This is a genomic window from Pseudomonas sp. R4-84 (assembly GCF_054130985.1).
The window spans coordinates 2,040,165-2,062,172 of sequence record NZ_CP096390.1; the positions used below are offsets into that span (position 1 = coordinate 2,040,165).

At 59.9% G+C, this 22,008-nt stretch carries 22 protein-coding genes; 8 read left to right on the forward strand and 14 right to left on the reverse strand.

What is annotated here, in order from left to right:
- Positions 1–14: 14 nt before the first annotated feature.
- Positions 15–1,622, reverse strand: a complete 1,608-nt coding sequence (locus M1D68_RS09480) for a carboxyl transferase domain-containing protein (protein ID WP_457970128.1) — start codon at positions 1,620–1,622, stop codon at positions 15–17.
- An 11-nt stretch (positions 1,623–1,633) separates the two neighbouring features.
- The gene (locus tag M1D68_RS09485; protein ID WP_420764601.1) at positions 1,634–2,797 is read right to left on the reverse strand and encodes an isovaleryl-CoA dehydrogenase; all 1,164 of its coding nucleotides are present in this window, start codon (positions 2,795–2,797) and stop codon (positions 1,634–1,636) included.
- Positions 2,798–2,984: 187 nt separating this feature from the next.
- Between M1D68_RS09485 and M1D68_RS09490 the strand changes: the two genes are divergently transcribed.
- Complete coding sequence (locus M1D68_RS09490; RefSeq protein WP_434563377.1) at positions 2,985–4,682, forward strand: AMP-binding protein; 1,698 nt, start codon at positions 2,985–2,987, stop codon at positions 4,680–4,682.
- Between the two features lie 590 nt (positions 4,683–5,272).
- Here the strand turns inward: M1D68_RS09490 and M1D68_RS09495 are convergent.
- The 3 genes from M1D68_RS09495 to M1D68_RS09505 form a co-directional block, all read right to left on the reverse strand.
- On the reverse strand, positions 5,273–6,172 hold the full coding sequence (locus M1D68_RS09495) for a hydroxymethylglutaryl-CoA lyase (RefSeq protein WP_457970130.1): 900 nt from the start codon (positions 6,170–6,172) through the stop codon (positions 5,273–5,275).
- 71 nt (positions 6,173–6,243) lie between these two features.
- Complete coding sequence (locus M1D68_RS09500) at positions 6,244–6,645, reverse strand: MerR family transcriptional regulator (RefSeq protein WP_420764598.1); 402 nt, start codon at positions 6,643–6,645, stop codon at positions 6,244–6,246.
- Between the two features lie 183 nt (positions 6,646–6,828).
- Positions 6,829–7,758, reverse strand: coding sequence for a LysR family transcriptional regulator (locus M1D68_RS09505; RefSeq protein ID WP_420764597.1), 930 nt, complete (start codon positions 7,756–7,758; stop codon positions 6,829–6,831).
- 177 nt (positions 7,759–7,935) lie between these two features.
- On the opposite strand from M1D68_RS09505, the gene M1D68_RS09510 reads away from it, so the two are divergent.
- Positions 7,936–9,165: an acyl-CoA dehydrogenase gene (locus tag M1D68_RS09510; RefSeq protein ID WP_457970132.1), complete on the forward strand. Its 1,230-nt coding sequence runs from the start codon at positions 7,936–7,938 to the stop codon at positions 9,163–9,165.
- A gap of 139 nt (positions 9,166–9,304) precedes the next feature.
- Here the strand turns inward: M1D68_RS09510 and M1D68_RS09515 are convergent, their stop codons facing one another.
- The 8 genes from M1D68_RS09515 to M1D68_RS09550 all read right to left on the reverse strand — a co-directional run bounded on the left by M1D68_RS09515 (position 9,305) and on the right by M1D68_RS09550 (position 15,353).
- Positions 9,305–10,174, reverse strand: a complete 870-nt coding sequence (locus tag M1D68_RS09515; protein WP_420764595.1) for an isocitrate lyase/PEP mutase family protein — start codon at positions 10,172–10,174, stop codon at positions 9,305–9,307.
- Between the two features lie 183 nt (positions 10,175–10,357).
- Positions 10,358–10,543: a hypothetical protein gene (locus M1D68_RS09520; RefSeq protein WP_420764594.1), complete on the reverse strand. Its 186-nt coding sequence runs from the start codon at positions 10,541–10,543 to the stop codon at positions 10,358–10,360.
- 17 nt (positions 10,544–10,560) lie between these two features.
- On the reverse strand, positions 10,561–11,220 hold the full coding sequence (locus M1D68_RS09525; protein WP_434563381.1) for a transposase: 660 nt from the start codon (positions 11,218–11,220) through the stop codon (positions 10,561–10,563).
- Positions 11,217–11,990 (reverse strand): hypothetical protein, encoded by a 774-nt coding sequence (locus tag M1D68_RS09530; RefSeq protein ID WP_457970135.1) that lies wholly within the window; start codon positions 11,988–11,990, stop codon positions 11,217–11,219. Before M1D68_RS09530 ends, M1D68_RS09525 begins: the two co-directional genes overlap by 4 nt.
- A 196-nt stretch (positions 11,991–12,186) precedes the next feature.
- On the reverse strand, positions 12,187–13,221 hold the full coding sequence (gene astA, locus M1D68_RS09535; RefSeq protein WP_434563385.1) for an arginine N-succinyltransferase: 1,035 nt from the start codon (positions 13,219–13,221) through the stop codon (positions 12,187–12,189).
- Between the two features lie 58 nt (positions 13,222–13,279).
- A complete protein-coding gene (locus M1D68_RS09540; RefSeq protein WP_457970137.1) occupies positions 13,280–14,296 on the reverse strand; it encodes an arginine N-succinyltransferase in 1,017 nt (338 codons plus the stop codon).
- A gap of 108 nt (positions 14,297–14,404) precedes the next feature.
- On the reverse strand, positions 14,405–15,157 hold the full coding sequence (locus M1D68_RS09545) for an N-formylglutamate amidohydrolase (protein ID WP_420764589.1): 753 nt from the start codon (positions 15,155–15,157) through the stop codon (positions 14,405–14,407).
- A complete protein-coding gene (locus tag M1D68_RS09550; protein WP_434675045.1) occupies positions 15,141–15,353 on the reverse strand; it encodes a hypothetical protein in 213 nt (70 codons plus the stop codon). The genes M1D68_RS09545 and M1D68_RS09550 overlap by 17 nt, the downstream gene beginning before the upstream one ends.
- Before the next feature lie 297 nt (positions 15,354–15,650).
- Here M1D68_RS09550 and M1D68_RS09555 point away from each other — a divergent pair, with 297 nt between their 5' ends.
- Both M1D68_RS09555 and cobF read left to right on the forward strand, forming a co-directional pair.
- Entirely contained in the window at positions 15,651–16,217 is a 567-nt protein-coding gene (locus tag M1D68_RS09555; protein WP_434675044.1) for a histidine phosphatase family protein, read from the forward strand.
- Positions 16,214–16,969 carry a precorrin-6A synthase (deacetylating) gene (gene cobF, locus M1D68_RS09560; RefSeq protein ID WP_457970139.1) on the forward strand — a complete coding sequence of 252 codons (756 nt, stop codon included), beginning with the start codon at positions 16,214–16,216 and terminating at the stop codon, positions 16,967–16,969. The genes M1D68_RS09555 and cobF overlap by 4 nt, the downstream gene beginning before the upstream one ends.
- A gap of 37 nt (positions 16,970–17,006) precedes the next feature.
- Here the strand turns inward: cobF and ftrA are convergent, their stop codons facing one another.
- Positions 17,007–17,966 carry a transcriptional regulator FtrA gene (gene ftrA / locus M1D68_RS09565; RefSeq protein ID WP_434563395.1) on the reverse strand — a complete coding sequence of 320 codons (960 nt, stop codon included), beginning with the start codon at positions 17,964–17,966 and terminating at the stop codon, positions 17,007–17,009.
- Positions 17,967–18,066: 100 nt separating this feature from the next.
- Between ftrA and M1D68_RS09570 the strand changes: the two genes are divergently transcribed.
- The 4 genes from M1D68_RS09570 to M1D68_RS09585 all read left to right on the forward strand — a co-directional run bounded on the left by M1D68_RS09570 (position 18,067) and on the right by M1D68_RS09585 (position 21,568).
- Positions 18,067–18,501 carry a rhodanese-like domain-containing protein gene (locus tag M1D68_RS09570; protein ID WP_420764584.1) on the forward strand — a complete coding sequence of 145 codons (435 nt, stop codon included), beginning with the start codon at positions 18,067–18,069 and terminating at the stop codon, positions 18,499–18,501.
- Between the two features lie 289 nt (positions 18,502–18,790).
- The gene (locus tag M1D68_RS09575; RefSeq protein WP_434650604.1) at positions 18,791–19,570 is read left to right on the forward strand and encodes an ABC transporter substrate-binding protein; all 780 of its coding nucleotides are present in this window, start codon (positions 18,791–18,793) and stop codon (positions 19,568–19,570) included.
- A 104-nt stretch (positions 19,571–19,674) separates the two neighbouring features.
- Positions 19,675–20,787, forward strand: a complete 1,113-nt coding sequence (locus tag M1D68_RS09580) for a succinylglutamate desuccinylase/aspartoacylase family protein (protein ID WP_420764582.1) — start codon at positions 19,675–19,677, stop codon at positions 20,785–20,787.
- Positions 20,788–20,851: 64 nt separating this feature from the next.
- On the forward strand, positions 20,852–21,568 hold the full coding sequence (locus M1D68_RS09585) for an alpha/beta hydrolase (protein WP_457970142.1): 717 nt from the start codon (positions 20,852–20,854) through the stop codon (positions 21,566–21,568).
- Positions 21,569–22,008: the final 440 nt, after the last annotated feature.

Sequence of the window (22,008 nt, forward strand, 5' to 3'; positions counted from 1 at the left end):
GGGCGTTTTCCCGGTTACATCCTGAACACGCCGAAGCGGCTCGGTTCGATGGGCGCGTTCAGCGACGCGGACAGGGCCAGCCCCAGCACATCGCGGGTCTGCGCCGGGTCGATGACGCCGTCGTCCCACAGCCGCGCGCTGGAATAATAGGGGTGCCCCTGTTCTTCGTATTGATCGAGTATCGGTTGCTTGATCTCGGCTTCCTGGCTGGCGCTGAAGGGCTGGCCGCTGCGTTCGGCCTGTTCGCGCTTGACTTGCACGAGCACGCCGGCGGCTTGCTCGGCACCCATCACGCCGATCCGGGCATTGGGCCACATCCACAGGAATCGCGGGTCATAGGCGCGGCCGCACATGCCATAGTTCCCCGCGCCGAAACTGCCACCGATGATTACGGTGAACTTCGGTACCCGGGCGCAGGCCACGGCGGTCACCAGTTTCGCGCCGTGCTTGGCGATGCCGCCGGCTTCGTATTTCTGGCCGACCATAAAGCCCGTGATGTTTTGCAGGAACAACAGGGGAATCCCGCGCTGGCAGGCCAGTTCGATGAAATGCGCGCCTTTCTGCGCGGCCTCGGCGAACAGGATGCCGTTATTGGCGAGGATGGCGATTGGATAACCGTGCAAATGCGCGAAGCCGCACACCAGGGTCGTTCCGAACAGCGCCTTGAATTCGTCGAACACCGAACCATCGACAAGCCGCGCAATGACCTCCCGCACATCGAACGGCTGCTTGGCATCGGCCGAGACCACACCATAAAGCTCGTCACTCGAATACAGCGGGGCGATGGGTGCGCGTTGCTGCACATCGCCAAGCTTGCGCCAATTGAGGTTGGCCACGCTGCGACGTGCCAATGCGAGGGCGTGCTCGTCGCTGTCGGCGTAATGGTCGGCCACCCCGGAAATCTTGCAGTGCACATCGGCACCACCCAGGTCTTCGGCGCTGACCACTTCGCCGGTAGCGGCTTTTACCAGGGGCGGGCCGGCGAGGAAGATCGTCGCCTGCTGGCGGACCATGATCGCCTCGTCCGCCATCGCCGGCACATAGGCGCCGCCGGCGGTGCAGGAGCCCATGACCACGGCAATCTGCGGGATGCCCTGGGCACTCATGTTGGCCTGGTTGAAGAAAATGCGGCCGAAATGCTCGCGGTCGGGGAACACTTCATCCTGGCGTGGCAGGTTCGCGCCGCCGGAATCCACCAGGTAAATGCAGGGCAGGCGGTTCTGTTGGGCGATGGTCTGGGCCCGCAGGTGTTTTTTTACCGTCAGCGGATAATACGAACCGCCTTTGACCGTCGCGTCGTTAGCGACAATCATGCACTCGACGCCTTCCACGCGACCGATGCCGGCGATCACGCCGGCCGCCGGCACGTCTTCCCCATAGACTTCGTAAGCCGCCAGCGGGCTGATTTCCAAAAAGGGCGAGCCTGGATCCAGCAAGCGATTGATGCGTTCGCGCGGGAGCAATTTGCCCCGGGACGTGTGCCGCTCCTGGGCCTTGGGGCCGCCGCCTTGCTGGACATGTATGAGCAAAGTGCGCAAAGCCTCGACCTGTCCAAGCATCGCGTCGCGGTTGGCGATGAACTCGGGCGAGCGGGTGTGGAGCTGAGTGTGCAGCGTGGTCATGGTCAGCTCCGTTAGCGGGTTTCGTTGAACAGTTCGCGGCCAATCAACATCCGACGAATCTCACTGGTGCCCGCGCCGATTTCGTACAGCTTGGCGTCACGCAGAAGACGACCAGCCGGGAATTCATTGATGTAGCCGTTGCCGCCCAATATCTGGATGGCATCGAGGGCCATCTGCGTGGCGCGCTCGGCGCTGTAGAGGATCACCCCGGCGGCGTCCTTGCGGGTGGTTTCGCCGCGCTCGCACGCCTGGGCCACTGCGTACAGATAGGCGCGGCTGGCGTTGAGCTGGGTGTACATGTCGGCGACCTTGCCTTGGATCAACTGAAATTCGCCGATGCTCTGGCCGAACTGCTTGCGGTCGTGGATGTACGGAACGATCAGGTCCATGCACGCCTGCATGATGCCGGTCGGGCCACCGGACAAGACCACGCGCTCGTAGTCGAGGCCGCTCATCAACACTTTCACGCCACCATTGAGCACGCCGAGGATATTTTCCTCGGGCACTTCGACGTCATCGAAAAACAACTCGCATGTGTTGGAGCCGCGCATGCCGAGCTTGTCGAATTTGTTGCTGCGGCTGAAGCCTTTCCAGTCGCGTTCGACGATGAACGCAGTGATGCCATGAGGGCCTTTTTCCAGGTCAGTCTTGGCGTAAATGACGTAGGTGTTGGCATCGGGCCCGTTGGTGATCCAGGTCTTGCTGCCGTTGAGCACAAAGCGGTCGCCACGTTTTTCGGCGCGCAGTTTCATGGAAACCACGTCGGAGCCCGCATTCGGTTCGCTCATGGCGAGGGCGCCGACATGTTCGCCACTGATGAGCTTGGGCAGGTACTTGCTCTTTTGCTCATGGGTGCCGTTGCGGTTGATTTGATTGACGCACAGGTTGGAGTGGGCGCCGTAGGAAAGGGCGACCGAGGCCGAGCCGCGGCTGATTTCCTCCATGGCGACCACGTGGGCCAGATAGCCCAGGCCGGCACCGCCGTATTCTTCCGGCACAGTGATGCCCAGCAGGCCCATGTCGCCGAATTTGCGCCACATGTCGGCAGGGAACAGATTGTCGATGTCGATCTGGGCTGCCCTAGGCGCCAGCTCGGCCTTGACGAAGGACTGGACCTGGTCGCGCAACATATCGATGGTTTCGCCAAGGGCAAAATTCAGGGATGGGTAGCTCATGGGACACCTTTTGTTTTTTTGTCGGGTGCGGAAAGTAGCAGGACTGCTCTCACCTTTACGTTAACGTAAGCTTGTGACGGATGCCTGTCAATCGCTCTTTACGTTAACGTCAACTTGGGCGAGAGTAAGGCCGCTTTCCTACGGAAATTGCCGATACACCCACCGAATAAAGACAAGAGGGGTCGTCATGGATCAACCCGGTTCGCAAGCGCAATCGAGCTACACCCGAGGGAGCCAAGCCAAGTCCTTGTTGGAGCAGACCATTGGCCAAGCATTCGACCAGACCGTGGCTCGATGCCCTGATGGCGAAGCACTGGTGGTTCGTCACCAGTCGCTGCGCTACAAGTGGCACGAACTGGCCGAAGTGGTCGACTTACACGCACGGGCTTTTTTGGCGTTGGGGTTGAAGACAGGCGATCGCCTGGGCATATGGGCGCCCAACTGTGCGCAGTGGTGCGTGAGTCAGTTCGCCAGTGCGAAGATCGGCGTGATTCTCGTCAATATCAACCCGGCGTATCGTGCCTCCGAACTGGAGTACGTACTCAAGCAGTCCGGCTGCCAGTGGCTGGTGTGCGCGGGGTCATTCAAGACCTCGGATTACCATGCCATGTTGCAAGCATTGGCGCCGGAACTGGCAGAGCAACCTATCGGGCATTTGCACAGCGAGCGCCTTGCGGATCTGCGCGGTGTGATCAGCCTCGATCCGCAGCCCCCCTCAGGCTTCCTGCCTTGGTCGCAGTTGACGGCCCTGGGTGCCTCGGTGTCGCCAGGGCAACTGGCCGAGCGCCAGGCCAGCCTGCGTTTCGATCAGCCCGTGAATATCCAGTACACCTCCGGGACCACCGGGTTTCCCAAGGGGGCGACCCTCAGTCATCACAATATTCTCAACAACGGCTACATGGTGGGTGAAAGCCTCGGCCTGAGCGCTGGCGATCGCTTGGTGATCCCAGTGCCGCTGTATCACTGTTTTGGCATGGTCATGGGCAACCTGGGTTGCGTGACGCACGCCAGCACCATGATCTACCCCAACGACGCGTTCGATCCGTTGCTGACCCTGCGCACCGTGGCCGAGGAAAAAGCCACCGCGTTGTATGGTGTGCCCACCATGTTCATTGCCATGCTGGACCAGCCGCAACGGGGGGATTTCGACCTGTCCAGCCTGCGTACCGGGATCATGGCCGGCGCTACGTGCCCCATCGAGGTGATGCGGCGAGTCATCAACGAGATGCACATGGCTGAGGTGCAAATTGCCTACGGCATGACGGAAACCAGTCCGGTGTCGTTGCAGACCGGTCCTACAGATGAATTGGAATTACGCGTCACTACCGTCGGCCGCACTCAGCCGCAACTGGAAAGCAAGATCATCGACCAGGCGGGGGAAATCGTCCCTCGCGGCACCATCGGTGAGTTGTGTACGCGAGGCTACAGCGTGATGCTCGGCTACTGGAATAATCCCAAGGGCAGTGCCGAAGCCATTGACTCGCAAGGCTGGATGCACACCGGCGACCTGGCGATCATGGACGGGCAGGGTTACGTGCGTATCGTCGGGCGCAACAAGGACATGATCATCCGTGGTGGAGAGAATGTTTATCCTCGGGAGTTGGAAGAATTCTTCTTCACTCATCCCGCAGTGGCCGACGTACAAGTGATTGGCATTCCTTGCTCGCGTTATGGCGAAGAGATCGTAGCCTGGATCAAGTTCCATCCCGGGCACAGCGCCTCCGAGCAAGAGCTGCAAGCGTGGTGCAAGGAGCGAATTGCTCACTTCAAGACGCCGCGGCATTTCAAGTTCGTCGAAGAATTCCCCATGACGGTCACGGGCAAGATCCAGAAATTTCGCATGCGGGAAATCAGCATCGAAGAACTGAGCGATAGCAATGGCTGAGTAATTTCCCTGCGGGGCGAGTTTGCTCGCTCCCGCAGGAAAACCCAAACGCCAGACAGCACAAAGGGGAGCCGAGGCTCCCCTTTAATTTTGTCGTCGCGTGCTCTTTTTTTATTATTGAGGGGCGGCCTGTTGTTGTTTTTGGCAGCCGTGACCCTTTACCGCTGTTTTTGGCGATCCCCATCCGGGATCAAGAGCAAACGTATTTTTTTGAGCGCTGATCTGCTTTTTCGCCTGGCGATCCAACCGATTCGGGCGCTACCTGAAGGTAGTTTTATTGTTCTCTGCCCGGTTGCGGGTTGCTCCTGAAAGCACCCTGAAAAGCACATCTTCTCCAAAAAAATCTGTTAGCTGCGTCTCTGCCGTGTTGTTTTTGTTATGCCAGAGTCGTTTCGTCTTGTTTTTATTGGGTTTGTCGCTTTTTTTTATTCTTGTTGTGCAGGAGGTATAGCAGGTGGCGTGCCAACTTTTAAAAATCTATATAGAACAATGACTTGTGATTTTCTCGAAAAAATCAGGACGGCCAATCCCAGACAAATTGTTTCCGTGTTACTCGTTTCACCCCCGTTACAGACGAGGGCGGTAACACCTCACTGCGCCAGCCGCGCCTTTGCAACACGCGAACCGGTGGGGCGGCCCAGCACGTCACAAATCTGCTGGCCCGCGGCAATCAGTGCGTCCAGATCGATACCGGTTTCGATACCCAGCCCCTTGAGCAGGTAAAGCACGTCCTCGGTGGCGACGTTACCGCTGGCGCCCTTGGCATAGGGACAGCCGCCCAAGCCGGAAATGGAACTGTCGAACACGGCGATACCTTCCAGAAGGCTGGCGTAGATGTTGGCCATTGCCTGGCCATAGGTGTCATGGAAGTGTCCCGCGAGTTTTTCCCGGGGAACGTCACCCGAAACCACTTCAAACATCCTGCGTGTGGCGCCGGCGGTGCCCGTCCCGATGGTGTCGCCGAGGGAAACCTCGTAGCAGCCCATGTCGTACAGCTCCCGGGCGACCCAGGCCACTTGCTCGGGTTCGACCGCGCCTTCATAAGGACAGCCCAGCACACACGACACGTACCCGCGTACGCTGACACCGTTGCGCTGTGCGGCCTCCATGATCGGGGCGAAACGTTCCAGGCTTTCCTTGATGGAGCAATTGATGTTGCGTTGGGAAAATGCTTCGGATGCCGCCGCGAACACCGCAACCTCCTTGACGCCTGCCGCCAGCGCGTCCTCGAACCCCCGCAGGTTCGGCGCCAACGCGCCGTAGGTCACACCGGGCTTGCGCTGAATCTGCGCGAACACCTCGGCCGAGCCGGCCATTTGCGGCACCCATTTGGGCGAGACAAAACTGCCAACCTCGATGTAACCGAGGCCCGCGGCGCTCAAGGCATCCACCAGGCGCACCTTGTCGGTGACGCTGATGGGTTGCGATTCATTCTGCAGCCCGTCGCGGGGGCCGACTTCGATCAGGCGTACAAAAGAGGGCAGGGACATGGGGATTGACCTGTGGTGAATGGGCTCGGTGTGGAAGCGAGCTTGGTCGCTCCCACTGGATAACTGTTGTGTTACTGGACGGTTTCCTCGCCCTTGAGCGTCTGTTCCAGCGCCTGGATGCAACGTTCCTCGGCGGTGTCGAGTTCCAGTTTCATCTGTTCGATGTCCAACAGCTGCTGTTCGAGCTGCTCACGACGCTCGGCAATTTTCGCCAGCATGCTGTGTAACTGTTTCTGATTGCCGCTGGTGGGGTCGTACAGCTCGATCAGCTCACGGCATTCAGCGAGGGAAAACCCAATGCGTTTGCCCCGCAGGATCAGTTTCAGGCTGACTTTGTCCCGTGGCGAGTAAACACGTTCCTGGCCTCGGCGCTCCGGACGCAAAAGACCCTGTTCTTCATAGAAGCGGATGGCTCGAGTGGTGATATCCAGCTCGCGGGCGAGATCGGAGATGCTGTAGGTCAGGCTGCTCATGGAAGCGCTCGAAACGATAGGAGTTGGCGCTAAGCTAAAGGCAGGTTGACGTTCACGTCAAGCAATGAGCTGTCGACGAAACCTGTGGGAGCGAGCCTGCTCGCGAAAGCGGTAGTCCAGCCAATATGAATTAGTGACTGATCCGACGCTATCGCGAGCAGGCTCGCTCCCACATTGGACAGGCTAAACCTTATCGAGCTTCTTCTCATGGGCCGTCACCTGCTGGCACAGTTCGATGATCTGCTCGCGCATCCAACGATTGGCCGGGTCCTGGTCGGTGCTTTCGTGCCAGTAGAGATGGGTTTCCACTGGCGGCACATCGTTGACGGGCACGTGGACCGCATGCAGGTCATGGCGGCGCGTGAAGCGCTCCGGAACAGTCATGACCATATCGGTCTGCTGGAGCACCTGGGACGCCATCAGATAATGCTGCGAACGCAGGGCAATCTTGCGCTGTATGCCCATTTTGCCGAGGGCCAGGTCCACGTAACCCAGGCCGTTGCGGCGACTGGAAATATGCACGTGGGTCTGGGCCAGGTAATCGTCGAGGCTGAGTTTTTCTTTATTCGCCAGCGGATGGCCCTTGCGCATGGCGCAGACGTAACGGTCCTCCATCAGCTTGACGTGGCGTACTTGTGGGTCGGTGTTGAGCGGGGCGTCCACCGCGAAGTCCAGGCGTCCGGCGGCCAGCTCCTTGGTGGTTTCCCGGCGCTTGGACAGGAAACTCTCGATAGCCACGGTCGGCGCCAGGCGACGCAGGCGCTGGAACAGTGGCGGCAGGATCACGCCCTCGGTGAGGTCGGTCATGCTGATGCGGTAGGTCTTGACGGCTTGCAGTGGGTTGAAGATCCGACTTTCCTGTACCGATACCCGCAGCAGCGACAGGGCGTTGCGCACCGGCCCGATAATATTCTGGGCCATCGGTGTAGGCACCATGCCCTGGGCGGTGCGCACGAACAGCGGATCATTGAAAGTCTCGCGCAAACGCGCCAGGGCATTGGACACGGCCGGCTGAGTGATGCCGACGATCTGCCCGGCACGGGTCAGGTTGGCTTCGGTGTAGATCGCATCGAAGACAATGAAAAGGTTGAGGTCGACCTTGCTCAGATTCATGGCGCTGCACTCTTATTCTTGGGCTTGTATGAGGTGCCGGGTGGCAATGCAAATCAGTGAACCATATATCGGTGATGAATGTTAATACACGCCGAGAATAGGTTAGGTAAATTTTCGTAGCTCAACTAGCATCGATTCCATGACCTAAAAACAACCTCTGCCAAGAAGGTGCTGCCCATGGATTTTGCCTATTCCCCCAAGGTTCAGGAGCTGCGTGAACGCGTTACGGCGTTCATGGATGCGCATGTCTACCCGGCCGAAGCGGTATTCGAACGACAAGTGGCCGAAGGTGACCGTTGGCAACCCACCGCGATCATGGAGGAGCTGAAGGCCAAGGCCCGGGCCGAAGGGCTGTGGAATCTGTTCCTGCCGGAATCCGAACTGGGCGCAGGCTTGACCAACCTTGAATATGCGCCGCTGGCGGAGATCATGGGGCGCTCGCTGCTGGGGCCGGAGCCGTTCAACTGCTCGGCGCCGGACACCGGCAACATGGAAGTGCTGGTGCGTTACGCCAATGAAGAACAAAAGCAGCGCTGGCTGGAACCGTTGCTGCGGGGAGAGATTCGCTCGGCCTTCGCCATGACTGAACCGGACGTCGCTTCGTCGGATGCCACCAACATGGCCGCCCGTGCCGAGCGCGATGGCGACCAGTGGGTCATCAACGGTAAAAAGTGGTGGACCTCAGGCGCCTGCGACCCGCGCTGCAAGATCCTGATCTTCATGGGCCTGAGCAATCCCGATGCACCTCGTCACGCCCAGCATTCGATGATCCTGGTGCCGGTGGACACGCCCGGGGTCAAGATCGTCCGGCCACTACCGGTGTTCGGTTACGACGACGCGCCCCATGGCCACGCCGAAGTGCTGTTCGACAACGCGCGGGTGCCGTACGAAAACGTCCTGCTAGGCGAGGGCCGCGGTTTCGAAATTGCCCAGGGCCGCCTCGGCCCGGGCCGGATTCATCACTGCATGCGCTCCATCGGCATGGCGGAGCGCGCATTGGAATTGATGTGTCAGCGGGCCATCAGTCGCACCGCCTTCGGCAAGCCACTGGCGCGCCTGGGTGGCAACATCGACAAGATCGCCGATTCGCGGATGGAGATCGACATGGCTCGCCTGCTGACGTTGAAGGCGGCCTATATGATGGACACGGTCGGCAACAAAGTGGCCAAGAGCGAAATCGCCCAGATCAAGGTCGTTGCGCCGAACGTGGCGCTGAAGGTCATCGACCGGGCGATCCAGATTCATGGCGGGGCTGGGGTTTCCAACGACTTTCCGCTGGCCTACATGTATGCCATGCAGCGAACGTTGCGCCTGGCCGACGGCCCGGATGAAGTCCACCGCGCCGCCATCGGCAAGTTCGAGATCGGCAAGTATGTGCCCAAGGAGATGTTGCGCAGCGGGCATTGAAGCTTATTCACACTGACACGTAATCGCGAACAGGCTCGCTCCCACTGAGTTTGTTGGATGAACGCAGCATTGGCGTTCACCGCAAGCACCTTGGGAGCGAGCTTGCTCGCGATGGCCGTCTTTTGGACGGTGAATGAGCTTATTCCTTGACGCTCATGTATTCCTCGGCCCAACGGATGTACTCCTCGGGCTGGGTGTAGGTGTGGGTCAGTTCGGTGGCGCTCAGGTCCGAGGCCTGGGTAAAGATCTGGCGCTGTTCCCGCAGGCTGTCATAAGTGGCCTTGATCGCGGCGAAATAGGCGCCGTGGCCATCGATGGTGATTCGTACACCCAGCTCGGCCAGGCGTTTGTCGTCACGCAGCAGCGGGTTGCCGTAAGTGACCAGCATCAGCGGCACGTTCAGGTTCTCGCTGATCTTTTCCAGATGCTCGAAGTCCTGTACCCCGACCATGCAGATCCCATCGGCGCCGGCACGTTCGTATTGTTGGGTGCGGCTGATGATTTCCTGAACCGGCAGTATTCCCGCGTTGGTCCGGGCGATGATGGCCATCTCCGAATCGACGCGGGCCTCCAGGGCGGCGCGGATCTTGCCGACGCCTTCGGCCACGCTGATGAGGTCCGTGGACTTGCGGCCGAACTGGGCGGGCAGCAGGGTGTCTTCGATCGTCAGCGCGGCAATGCCGGCGCGTTCGAGCTCGATGATCGTGCGCATCACGTTCAGCGCGTTGCCGTAGCCGTGGTCAGCGTCGGCGATCACCGGCAGCTGGGCCACGCGACCGATGCGGGTAGCCTGTTCGGCAAATTCACTGAGGGTTATCAAGGCAAAATCCGGCGCGGCCAACACTTGCAATGAAGCGACCGAGCCGCCGAGGATCCCCACTTCGAATCCCAGGTCTGCGGCTATGCGCGCTGACATCGGGTCGAACACGGACGCAGTGTGGTAGCACGTGTCGGAAGCCAGCAATTGGCGGAAGTTGCGACGCAAATCTTGATGGGAAAGCCTGGACATATAAGTTCCACCAATGGAATGGAAGGGCTTGAGCAAAAGTGTCAACGCCGAAAAACCAAAGGCTATCATGCGGCAGGCACAAAGATGATGACGAATGTGCATGGGCCATGCTTTGCAGTGCACCAAAAAAGGCCACAGACCGGAAGGCCTGTAGCCTGGCGAGTGCCTACAGCTTAAACGATGTCAGGACAGGGTCGTTTCCCCCCACATCTTCTTGATCTCGTGAATGTTTCCAACGTTGAAGCGGGTCGAGAAGGGAATAGTGCAGAAGACTTCGTTCTCGTTCGTCAATTGGACAGCGGTATCCACCGCATCCGTACCGGCTCGCAGCAAAGGCGCTTGGTCCCAGTTGTTCATCAGGTTATCCATGTTTTTTCCTCTTTTGGTTATAGGGCAGCCAATGACTGCCCGGGGTTGAGCAACGACAGCGTGTCTTTGAATAACGCTGTCTCTTGCGCAGCTACGCCGGGGTAAAACGGCTTATAGTTTTCATCGAAACACCAGGCTTCGTCCGGTCTGATCGAGTGTTCAGGATGAATGAGCAGACTCAACGATGCAGACATTGACCGAGGCGCGATCTGTTTGTGGATCTCTCGAAATGCAGGCATGTATAAAACTTCGCCTGGCGCCAGTTTTACGCTTCGTTCCTTACCTAATCTGGGCACCTTGCCCATTTGTAAGGGAAGTTCATCAAGTATTTCGCGGACAACCGTTGTATAACCATCTCCGCTATAGCCCACCGCATACATGTCGAAGTCATGATTGTGGTTCAGGTTGTAGATGAAAGTCTTGCTCTCGTCATGTGTTTCCACGGGTGCCCAGAATCCCAGGCGCAGGGTAAACTCATCGTTGCTGTGCAGTACAAAGGCATAGGCATTGTAGATATTGTTGCGGATGGCGAAACCATCTCTCTGTATTACGTCATGCAGATGGTGACTCAATAAAGAACGATTCGTCGCCAGCTGGCGCATGTCTTCAATGACATCGGCTTTGTCACGCTGCAGATCGTAAGTGTTTATGCGCTCCAGGAAAGTGTCGAGTTTCATGCGGCCTTCTCCAGTGGACGAAGCAAGCTGTCCAGGCGCGCACTTTTGTGTTTTTTCAGCAATGGAGCGTATGCCAGCGCCTTGGGCCGGTCCGCTCGGTAGAGTATCTGGAAGGCTTTCCAAACCACAGCGGGATGATAGTGGTAGACCAACTCCTCCGCGACCTTGACGCTATCGAGGTCTTGGATTGTGTCGAGCAGCTCCAGGCTGACCAGATAACGAGAGGCACTTTCATCGTGGGGCAACCACGCTATCTTTTTCAACGTGACACGATCGAATACGCTGATATCGGCCGCTCTGTTTGGCAGATTGATTCGCCCTGTAAGTCTGGCTGGCTTGGGGGCGGTTTGGATGTAGTCGAATAATGTATGACGGCCGTCGATGATCAGCGGGTTTCTTTCGTCAATAACTACTCTATCGGCCTTTTCGATACGCTGTTCCATCAAAGTGTATCGCTGGACCTGGAAGGGGCGGTCAAGCGCGAACAGAATGCTGTGGCCGGGCACTGAGTACAGTGGCGATGAAGTTGAATCGAATGTGGGTGATTTAACACTTATGTTGCCTATGCTCGTCTGGTGCAGTATCACGGTTCCCGTATGCGGGTTGGTGGAGCTCATGATTGTTGCCCGCCGGAATTGCTCCCTGGCAAAGTCGGGTGCGGCGGTAAGTTGAGAAACCAGTTGTCTTGTTTCTGAGGTCATGTCCAATGATTTAATTGTTGCCGCAATGTCCGTTGGCGAAACTATCTCGGTAATTAGATTTTTGATCATGATCGTTTTCGATGCAGTGGGTCGGTGTTGAAAAGTATGGAGTTGGACAGGGTGGGAGGCAACTTGCTAATTGTCGACAAGTATTGCTGGGGAAATATCGAGTTGCTTTCTGGTTAAAGAGGGTTGTTATTGTTTAGTGTTACATCCTCACGTTGCGCGAGGAGTAAATGGAAAGTGCCGGGACAGGGCGGCGGATTTATGCCGCCTCGGCCTGTTCCCGCGGTCTGAGCAACGTCACGGCGCGTACCGTGTCGCCCGGTTGCACTTGCAAACGTTGGGCTGTGGCGCGGTCAACGAGCAGGCTTTGGCCATGCAGGTGGGCCCGGGCGCTGGTGACGCGGCAGCTTTCCAGGCGCCGGTTGTGGATCAGCCACACCGGCGCCTGCCCGTCCGGCGTGCCGATCGTCAAGGTCAGTGGCTGGCTGTCGCGTACGCTGCGGATCTTCGAGACAGGTGCCTCGATGACCGGCCCGCCGTCAAAGATGTCCACGTATCCCTTGTGGGCGAAGCCTTCGGCACCGAGGATCTTCAAGGCGGGTTCGGTGTCCGGATGCGCTTTGCCTATCGCTGCCTGGGCCTGCTCGGTGAGTAGGCAGGTGTACAACGGTTGGCGTGGCATCAGCTCGGCGATGAAGGCTTTGTTGCCCATGCCAGCCAACTGGTCGGCGTAGCTGAAGTCCTTGTTGAAGAAGTGTCGTCCCAGGCTATCCCAGAAAGGCGAGCAGCCCTGGTCGTCCGCGCGACCGCGCAATTCTGCAATCAGCTTTTCGCCAAACAGCTGGGAAAACTCGGCCACGAACAGCAGGCGCGCCAGGGACAGCAAGCGCCCGTTATGGCCACGGCGCTGATGGGGATGAAGGAACAGCGAGCAGATTTCCGATTGCCCGGTCATTTCGTTGTTGAGGAACAGCGTCGGGATCTGTCGCTGGATGCCCAATTCAGGCGCCGAGCTGACGGTCACACCCACGCGGTAGTTGTACCAGGGCTCGCGCACCCCCACCGCGCCGGTCAGCGCGCTGATACCCACCACGTGCCGGTCGTCGTCCTCCAGCACGAACAGGTAGTCGGCATCGGCACGTTCCACCTGCCCGGCGAAGGTCCGTTGGGCCCAGCGCACTCGGTGCGCCAGGCGTTCTTCGTTGGCCGGCAGGCTGGTAAACCCCGGGCCGGCGCAGCGCGCCAGGTCCATCAACGCAGGCAGGTCGGTCAGGGCGACCGGGCGGACAATCATGGTGTCGCTCCTTGATCATGCCGGGCGCGATGCTGCCATAGACGGGCTCGAAGGCGTCTCATAGGCGGACCACCCGGATCCGGTCACCCTCTGCAATGCCCAACGCATGCAACATATCGGGCTGCAATGGGACAGGGCCTTCGCCGTTGACTTCCAGGTCGGCGACAATGGCTCGGTAATGGCCCAGGCGATCGTTGCTGACCAGGTAGCGACCCGTGGCGTCGATGTGTCGGCTCTGGCGCGCGATAGCCAAGTGACTCTGGGTGATCGAGCGGATGTTCGCGACCCGGGCGTGCAGCGTGGGGCCACCGTCGAAGATATCCACGTAGTTGTTGGTTTCGAAACCCTCGCGCTCGAGGATGTCGAAGGCTTCCTGGCCGTCCGGGTGGACCCGGCCTATGCAGGCCTGGGCCGCCGGGGGCAGCATCGGGACATAGATCGGGTATTGAGGCATCAGCTCTGCGAGGAAGGTTCGGCTGCGCAAGCCGCACAGACGTTCGGCCTCGGTGTAGGGCAGGTCGAAAAAATGCTGTCCGACTGCGTCCCAGAAGGGCGACTGGCCATCCTCGCTGCTGAAACCGACGATCTCAGTGATCACCGAGTCGGCAAAGCGCCGCGGGTGGGCGCCGATGAACATCAGCCGCGCCCGGGAAAGCAACTCCGATTCCGGCGTGCGTACCCGTGCAGCGTCGATGTGAAAACCGCGCAGCAGCGTCTGACCGTTGAGGTCCTGGCAGAGCGACAGCGCGGGTACGCCGTGCTGGATGTTCAGCTCGCGGGATTCGCTGGAAAACGGCCGGTTGCGCAGGCTGTAGAATGGTTCGCCGCAACCCGTGGTGGCGACAATTTCCGAACAGCCCACGAGGCGACCTGATTCCAGCTCCTGCAAAACAAAAAAATAATTCTCCCCGCCCGGGATGTGCACTTCGGCCTCGAAGGAGGCGCACGAGGCGAGAATTTTTTCCCGCAGGTGATCGACGTCGTCGGGGAGCGAAGTGACGCCTACCAGGCTATCGCGGGCCAGCTGTTGCAGTTGCGGCAAATCGGTCAATTGAACTGGACGTAAAGCCAGCATGGATTGCACTCCTGTTCCAAAGAACCCGCTGATAGGCACCGGGCTTGACGATCACTGTCGTTGTCCACGCGTTGTTGCTTTGCAGCTGAAAACTCTACACCGTCGTGTTTATAGCAGGGGAGCGAGGTATGCGCTCCAGGTCCTTAACGACTCGAGGCTGCGCAGTTGGTCGTTGCGCACTTCGATCAGCACCGAATCCAGGCCGCGGCCGTCGCCATGTACCGGAACCGTCATGTCGCTCAAGGGGCTGACCTTGTAGGGCTGGTTGCCGGCGACCCGCAGCGAGTGCCGGGCCAGCCCTTCGACGATGTGCTGGGCATATTCCCTGGCTTCGCCAAACAGGACGCCGGCCTCGAGTGCGCGCGGCTGGCCGTAGAACACCGGGGTGAAACTATGGATGCCCACTACCCGCACGACCCGGTTGTCAGCCAGGCGGCGGTCGATCAGGGTTCGCAGTCGGTCATGAAAAGGGTGGAACAGGCACTGCTGGCGGTATTCGCGCGTGGCGTCGTCCAGCGAGTGGTTGCCGGGGATCTGGTAGATCTCGCTTTGCGCCGGGATGCTGTCGGGGACGTGCAATGGGCGGTTCAGGTCGATCAACAGTCGCGAGTAGTTGGCCGACAGCAGGGTCGCGCCAAGGGTTTCGGACAGCCGCTCGGCCAAGGCCAGGGCACCGATGTCCCAGGCGATATGTTCCTGGGCCGCCGTCTCATCCAGACCCAGGTCATTGAGCGCGCCTGGGATGAATCGGCTGGCGTGTTCACAGACCAGCAGCAGCGGATGGTCCGACTCTTCCCGCAGCAATCTGAAAGCAGGCTTGGTGTACAGACCTGATTCGGCGCATTCAATGGGTTCGCGCATAGTGCTCACAAGGCTCGGCAGATGGCGACGCCTGGGTCAAGGCCGGCTCCCGGGCCTTCAAGGCTGGACAGGCTTCAACCAGCGGGCTGGACGCCGCTTCGAACAATGCCCGACTGCGCAGGGCATCTATGGCCTGGCTTTCCGATGGCGGCAAAACCAGGCATGGATCGCTGGTCTGGTCTCTGGAGAGAGGCATCCGTGCTCCTTGCCTGGATGGGTGTTGGGTTTTTTTCATCATTTCGAAAATAGTATTTGGGTAGCGGGTGCTACGTGTCCAGAGGTTTTTACGTTCCGTTTAAAAAGTCTGAACTTATGTGTAAGCCTTGTAGGGCAAGGCTTTGGTTGAGGTGCCTTTGTATGTCAGGTAATGCTTCTGCCGGTGTCGGACATAACGCCTTTTTGTCCAACGTTATTGGAGTTCATATAAGGTGCTGTACAACAAAGTGCGCCATTGCCCTGTCACTGATCCCCTCCAACCGCCCGAGAATTCCCCGTGCAAGCGACCCGCCTGACCTTGATGTGCCACGCCCGCACCGCCGCTCAGAAAAGCGCTCGCTTGGGCCTGGACGAACCGCTGGATGCCGGTTGGCTGGCGAAGCGCCCCGACATCGGTCGCCAATACCACCATGTCCGGCATCTGCTCTGCGGGCCGGAACTGAGGACGCGCCAGACGGCGGCCTTGTTGGGTGACTCACCCGTGGTGACCCCGGCATTGGCCGATTGTGATTTCGGACGGTGGCGGGGGGCGTCGGTCGACGAGTTGCTCGCGACCGAACCGCAGCACCTCCAGGCGTGGCGCGATGATCCGGACGCCGCGCCCCACGGCGGTGAATCCGTCAGCCAATTGTGTCGGCGCGTCGGTGACTGGCTGGCGTCGCTGGAAAAGACCCCGGGTCGTTGGTTGGCCGTTACCCATCCGTTCGTGATCCGCGCCGCCATGATGAACGTGCTGGGCTGCCAACCGGCCATGTTCAACCGGATCGATATCGAACCCCTTGGCGTCGTTGACCTGCGATTCAACGGGGTTTGGCGCTTGCGAGCCTTGGAGTCACGACCATGAAAAAACTCTTGGTGATCGGCATCGGTGCAGGTGATCCGGACCACTTGACGATGCAGGCGGTGAAGGCCTTGAACCAGGTGGATGTATTTTTCCTGATGGACAAGGGGCCTGCCAAGGACGGGTTGCTGGACTTGCGCCGCGAGATCTGTCGACGCTATATCGCCGACCATTCCTACCGTTTCGTCGAAGCCAGCAGTCCTGAGCGCGAGCGCGGCGATTCGGACTACGCGGGCACTGTCACGGAGCTGAATCGGGCGAAGCAGGCCATTTTCGAAGGGCTGATCGAAGAGCAGTTATCAGACGGACAATGCGGGGGTTTCCTGGTGTGGGGCGACCCGTCGTTGTACGACAGCACCTTGCGTATCCTCCAGGCGATCCTTGATTCAGGACGCTGCGCTTTCGAGTTCGAAGTGATCCCTGGCATCACCAGCGTCCAGGCCCTCGCGGCGCGACATAAAGTGTCATTGAATACCATTGGCGGTTCGCTGGAGATCACCACTGGCCGGCGGTTGGCGGCGGGGCAGGTCGGCGACGCGGAGAGCGTGGTGGTGATGCTCGATGCGCAGGACGCGTATCGTCAGGTACGCGATCCGGACCTGCACATCTACTGGGGCGCCTATGTAGGGACGGCGGACGAAATCCTGGTCGCCGGCCGGCTGGGGGACGTGGCCGATGACATCGAACGCACTCGCCAGGCGGCGCGGCAGGCCAATGGCTGGATCATGGACACGTACTTGTTGCGCAGACGCTGAGCGTCGCGAGCAAACCTGGGCGAAGCTCATGCTGGGTTCATCCCCGCCCAAACCGCTCTCGGTAGACCGACGGCGCAACCCCCACCACGCTACGAAATGCCACGCGGAAACTTTCCACCGAGCGGTAGCCGCAGAGTTGGGCAATGATGTCGGTGTTGTCGCTCGTGCTCTCCAGCAGTTCCCGCGCCCGAGCCAGGCGTTCATGTTGCAGCCAGGCCTTGGGTGAAAGGCCAGAGGCCTGGGTGAAGCGGCGCAGGAAGGTTCGTTCGCTCATGGCGGCGTGGCTTGCCAGCTCGCGCACACCCAGCGGCTCGTGGAGACGTTCCCGGGCCCATTGCATGACGCCGGACAAGTCGCTGCGCGGTGTGCGACTGACCGGCGACGGAATGAATTGCGCCTGGCCGCCGGTGCGTTGCGTCGGCATGACCAGCCGGCGTGCCACGGTGTTGGCGACCTGGGCTCCGAAATCCCGCGCAACCAGGTGCAGGCACGCATCGATGCCTGCCGCGCTGCCAGCCGACGTGATCACTTGGCCTGAATCGACATAAAGCACGTCGGGATCCACATCGATGGCGGGGTAGCGCTCGGCGAGCTCGTCGGTGTAGCGCCAATGAGTCGTGGCGCCCAGGCCGTCGAGCAATCCCGTGGCGGCAAGCACGAACGCTCCTGAACAGATCGACAACAAACGGGCGCCGCGTTCATGGGCTCGCCGCAGGGCCTGGAGCAGGGCATCGGAGGGCGGACCGCTGCGAATGCGCCAGCCCGGCACGACAATCGTACGAGCGCTGTCGAGCAGTTCCATGCCGCCATCGGCCAGCACCTGGAAGCCGCCCATGGCGCGCATCGGGCCTTCGTCGACGGCGACGATGCGGTGCTCATACCACGGGAAATCGAACTCGGGCCGTGCCAGTCCGAATATCTCGACGGCGACGCCGAACTCGAACGTGCACAGGCCGTCGTAGGCAAGGATCGCGACGAGGCCGGGTGTAGGATGCATTTGGCGGAAAATTCCCACAGAGTGTCGTATCCGCCACTGTAGCGGTAAGCGCCAGGTCGATAAAGTCTCTTCGAGCCCTTTTGTTCCAGGAGTAAAAATCATGACCAGCCCCGTTAGCGAAGTGCCTGCCGCCTCATCCGACCTGGCCTTGCAACACTTCAGCCGGCGCCTGATGTTCGAAACCGACTGTTCCGATGTCCATGCCAGCCAGGAAACGGGCGATGTCGATTTTGTACTGGTGGATGTACGCGGTCCGCTGGCCTACGAGCGCGGGCATGTGCCGGGGGCGATCAATCTTCCAACCCGCACGCTCACGGCGCACGCACTGGCTGCCTATCCCGAGACGACTCTGTTCGTGGTCTATTGCGCCGGGCCACACTGCAACGGCGCCAACAAGGCTGCGGTCCGCCTGGCGACCCTCGGGTATCCGGTCAAGGAAATGATTGGCGGCGTCATGGGCTGGCTCGACGAGGGCTTTCGCCTGACCGGTTCCGTAGAGCGCGTGGCGGAGAAGATCGTCAGCTGCGATTGCTGAAATTTTCCGGCGGCTTGTTCACGTTGTGGCGAGGCAGCTTGCTCCCGCTGGGCTGCGTAGCAGTCCTGAGCGGTGCAGAACCTCGCCACCAGCGTTTGCCTCTGTCAGGCTTTTCGTAAATTCATGATCCTCAGCCAAGCCTGGGTATTTCTATAACTATTTGTCGCCTCTACGTAATTTCCCTCCCGAGTGCCCCTCTAGACTCCCGCCCACTTCGGTTTCCCAGACCGAACGCTGTTTCCGAATCTGCCAATAACGATCAAAAAAACCTGCGCACTCAGGAGCAAAAATGAAGAAGCTTGTCATGTTCGGTGCCCTGGCACTGTCCGTATTATCCTTCTCAGCCGTGGCCGAAGACGCCAAGCCGATCCGTCTCGGGATCGAGGCCGGGTATCCACCTTTTTCGATGAAAACCTCTGACGGCAAGCTGGCCGGCTTCGATGTGGATATCGGCGACGCGCTGTGCGAGCAGATGAAGGTCAAGTGTGTCTGGGTCGAGCAGGAGTTCGACGGCCTGATCCCGGCGCTGAAGGTCAAGAAAATCGACGCGGTCCTGTCGTCCATGACGATCACGGACGACCGCAAGAAAAACGTCGACTTCACCATCAAGTACTACCACACCCCGGCGCGTTTCGTGATGAAGCAAGGCACCGACGTCAAGGACCCGCTGACCGAGCTCAAGGGCAAGAAAGTCGGTGTACTGCGCGCCAGTACCCATGACCGCTTCGCGACCGAAGTGCTGGTGCCGGCGGGGATCAACCTGGTGCGCTACACCTCTCAGCAGGAGGCCAACCTGGACATGGTTGCCGGTCGCCTCGACGCGATGCTGGCTGACTCGGTCAACCTCGACGAAGGTTTCCTGAAAACCGACGCCGGCAAAGGTTTTGCCTTCGTCGGGCCTACCTATGAAGACGCCAAGTACTTCGGCGGCGGCGCCGGCATTGCGGTGCGCAAGGGTGATAAAGAGCTTGCCGAGAAATTCAACGCTGCCATCGCTGAAATCCGCGCCAATGGCACCTACAAGAAAGTGCAGGACAAATACTTCGCCTTTGACGTCTACGGGCATTAATAGCTGAAGCCCACAGGTGGCCCGCCGCTGACCCGGCCGGCCACCTTTTTCATGGGCGATTGTTTTACCCTGAGCCTGTCGAGAAACCGATATCTGGAGTGCCTATGCAACGCATCGACCATATCCTGCCATGGAGTCACCTGGGCACGGAGCGTTCGCTCAGCGTGTTTCGTTACGGCCACGGGCCGCGCAAGGCGTACATCCAGGCGAGCCTGCATGCCGACGAGTTGCCGGGCATGCGCACGGCATGGGAGCTGAAACAGCGACTGAACGATCTTGAAGCCCGTGGTTTGCTCAAAGGCGTGATCGAGCTCGTGCCGGTGGCCAATCCCATCGGCCTGGATCAGCATCTGCAAAGCGCCCATATGGGGCGTTTCGAGCTGGGCAGCGGCAAGAATTTCAACCGTTCCTTCGTCGAACTCAGCGCCCCGGTGGCGCAACGCATCGGTGACCGTCTCGGGGATGACCCGGCCGCCAACATCACCCTGATTCGCCAGACAATGGTCGAGGTGCTGGAAGATCTGCCGCCGCCACCTTCCCAGCTTGAAGCCCTGCACCGGCTATTGCTTCGCCACGCCTGCGACGCCGATGTCACTCTGGATCTGCACTGTGATTTCGAGGCCGCGATCCACTTGTATGCCTTGCCCCAGCAATGGCCGCAGTGGCGCTCATTGGCCGCGCGGTTGAAGGCCGGGGTGGCGTTGCTGTGTGAAGATTCGGGCGGCAGTTCGTTCGATGAGTCCTGTTCGACACCCTGGTTGCGCCTGGCTAGGATTTTTCCGCAAGCGGCGATTCCGCCGGCCAACCTGGCGACGACGCTCGAACTGGGCAGCATGGGCGACACCCGGGTGGAGCAGGCCCAGGCCAATTGCGAAGCCATCCTGGGATTTCTCGCGGAACAGGGCCTCATCGCCGGTGACTGGCCGGCCGCGCCGCAAGAATGCTGCGAGGGCTTGCCGTTCGAAGGCACGCAATACCTGTTCGCGCCGCACCATGGCGTGGTGAGTTTCCTGCGGGAGGCCGGGGAGTGGGTGGAGCGCGGCGATCCGCTGTTCGAGGTGGTCGATCCGTTGAATGACCGGGTCAGCGTTGTGCCAGCGGGCACCAGCGGCGTACTGTTCGCCCTGGATCGTGGGCGCTACACCCAGCCAGGTATCTGGCAGGCGAAAGTCGCCGGGCGCGAGCCTATTCGGGCGGGGAAATTGATCAACGACTGATAAGTGCTGTCTACCTCACCGCACGGTCGTTGTCGTGCGGCTATCCAATGATGGAGGAAGACTGATGCTCAAAGCGTTCGCCCTGTTTCTGCTGCTGGTATCGGCCGGCGTGCAGGCCCAACCGTCGCTGCAAACGGATTTGCCCCTCAATTACCTGGCCCGCGCCGACGAGCAGGCCCGAAACCGGCCGCTCGTGATTTTCCTGCACGGTTCGGGCAGCAACGAAAAGGATCTGCTCAGGCTCGCCGATGAACTGCCCAGGCACTACAACTACCTCTCGGTGCGCGCGCCCAAGTCCATGGAACCGGGCCACTACCAATGGTTCGCCAAAAAGGGCGAGGGCGCGTATGACGGTGACACTTCAGACTTGAAGGCCAGTAGCCAGATGCTTATGGAGTTCATCGAAAAGGCGCGGGCCAAGTACCCGACCGATGCGGGCAACGTCTACCTGGTGGGCTTCAGCCAGGGCGCGATGATGAGCTACGAAATCGCCTTGCGACACCCGGAAGCCGTCGGGGGCATCGCTGCGATGGGTGGGCGAATCCTGCCGGTGCTGCGGGCCGAACTGACGCCCGACGAGGCGCGAAGGGCGCTAGCCGTGTTCATCGGCCACGGCACCGCGGATCCGATCATTCCCTTCCATGACGGCACCGACGCCGACACCTTCCTAAAGACCCTGGCCCTGGAGCCGGAATTCCATGCCTATCCGGGCCTTGGCCATGAGATCAATGCGCAGGAAGTGAAGGATCTGCGGGCCTGGCTTGAGCGACTCAATCCCTGATAGGCACATCAGCCCTCAAAAGGAGATTGTGCTGCGCTTGGGTTTTGAGTCATCCACAAATCCAGTGTGGGAGCGAGCCTGCTCGCGATGGCGGTGTTTCAGTTGATGGGGATGCTGAATGTACCGCCGTCATCGCGAGCAAGCTCGCTCCCACAGGGGGGTGTGCTGCGCTTGGGTTTTGAGTCCTCCACAAATCCAGTGTGGGAGCGAGCCTGCTCGCGATGGCGTTGTTTCAGTTGATGGGGATGCTGAATGTACCGCCGTCATCGCGAGCAAGCTCGCTCCCACAGGGGGGGTGCTGCGCTTGGGTTTTGAGTCCTCCACAAATCCAGTGTGGGAGCGAGCCTGCTCGCGATGGCGGTGTTTCAGTTGATGGGGATGCTGAATGTACCGCCGTCATCGCGAGCAGGCTCGCTCCCACGGGTCAGGCATGCTGCGCC

What these genes read in the sequence shown, in the direction of transcription:
- M1D68_RS09480 (WP_457970128.1), bottom strand. Translation starts at nt 1,622, where the DNA reads ATGACCACGCTGCACACTCAGCTCCACACCCGCTCGCCCGAGTTCATC.
- M1D68_RS09485 (WP_420764601.1), bottom strand. Translation starts at nt 2,797, where the DNA reads ATGAGCTACCCATCCCTGAATTTTGCCCTTGGCGAAACCATCGATATG.
- M1D68_RS09490 (WP_434563377.1), top strand. Translation starts at nt 2,985, where the DNA reads ATGGATCAACCCGGTTCGCAAGCGCAATCGAGCTACACCCGAGGGAGC.
- M1D68_RS09495 (WP_457970130.1), bottom strand. Translation starts at nt 6,172, where the DNA reads ATGTCCCTGCCCTCTTTTGTACGCCTGATCGAAGTCGGCCCCCGCGAC.
- M1D68_RS09500 (WP_420764598.1), bottom strand. Translation starts at nt 6,645, where the DNA reads ATGAGCAGCCTGACCTACAGCATCTCCGATCTCGCCCGCGAGCTGGAT.
- M1D68_RS09505 (WP_420764597.1), bottom strand. Translation starts at nt 7,758, where the DNA reads ATGAATCTGAGCAAGGTCGACCTCAACCTTTTCATTGTCTTCGATGCG.
- M1D68_RS09510 (WP_457970132.1), top strand. Translation starts at nt 7,936, where the DNA reads ATGGATTTTGCCTATTCCCCCAAGGTTCAGGAGCTGCGTGAACGCGTT.
- M1D68_RS09515 (WP_420764595.1), bottom strand. Translation starts at nt 10,174, where the DNA reads ATGTCCAGGCTTTCCCATCAAGATTTGCGTCGCAACTTCCGCCAATTG.
- M1D68_RS09520 (WP_420764594.1), bottom strand. Translation starts at nt 10,543, where the DNA reads ATGGATAACCTGATGAACAACTGGGACCAAGCGCCTTTGCTGCGAGCC.
- M1D68_RS09525 (WP_434563381.1), bottom strand. Translation starts at nt 11,220, where the DNA reads ATGAAACTCGACACTTTCCTGGAGCGCATAAACACTTACGATCTGCAG.
- M1D68_RS09530 (WP_457970135.1), bottom strand. Translation starts at nt 11,990, where the DNA reads ATGATCAAAAATCTAATTACCGAGATAGTTTCGCCAACGGACATTGCG.
- astA (WP_434563385.1), bottom strand. Translation starts at nt 13,221, where the DNA reads ATGATTGTCCGCCCGGTCGCCCTGACCGACCTGCCTGCGTTGATGGAC.
- M1D68_RS09540 (WP_457970137.1), bottom strand. Translation starts at nt 14,296, where the DNA reads ATGCTGGCTTTACGTCCAGTTCAATTGACCGATTTGCCGCAACTGCAA.
- M1D68_RS09545 (WP_420764589.1), bottom strand. Translation starts at nt 15,157, where the DNA reads ATGCGCGAACCCATTGAATGCGCCGAATCAGGTCTGTACACCAAGCCT.
- M1D68_RS09550 (WP_434675045.1), bottom strand. Translation starts at nt 15,353, where the DNA reads ATGCCTCTCTCCAGAGACCAGACCAGCGATCCATGCCTGGTTTTGCCG.
- cobF (WP_457970139.1), top strand. Translation starts at nt 16,214, where the DNA reads ATGAAAAAACTCTTGGTGATCGGCATCGGTGCAGGTGATCCGGACCAC.
- ftrA (WP_434563395.1), bottom strand. Translation starts at nt 17,966, where the DNA reads ATGCATCCTACACCCGGCCTCGTCGCGATCCTTGCCTACGACGGCCTG.
- M1D68_RS09570 (WP_420764584.1), top strand. Translation starts at nt 18,067, where the DNA reads ATGACCAGCCCCGTTAGCGAAGTGCCTGCCGCCTCATCCGACCTGGCC.
- M1D68_RS09575 (WP_434650604.1), top strand. Translation starts at nt 18,791, where the DNA reads ATGAAGAAGCTTGTCATGTTCGGTGCCCTGGCACTGTCCGTATTATCC.
- M1D68_RS09580 (WP_420764582.1), top strand. Translation starts at nt 19,675, where the DNA reads ATGCAACGCATCGACCATATCCTGCCATGGAGTCACCTGGGCACGGAG.
- M1D68_RS09585 (WP_457970142.1), top strand. Translation starts at nt 20,852, where the DNA reads ATGCTCAAAGCGTTCGCCCTGTTTCTGCTGCTGGTATCGGCCGGCGTG.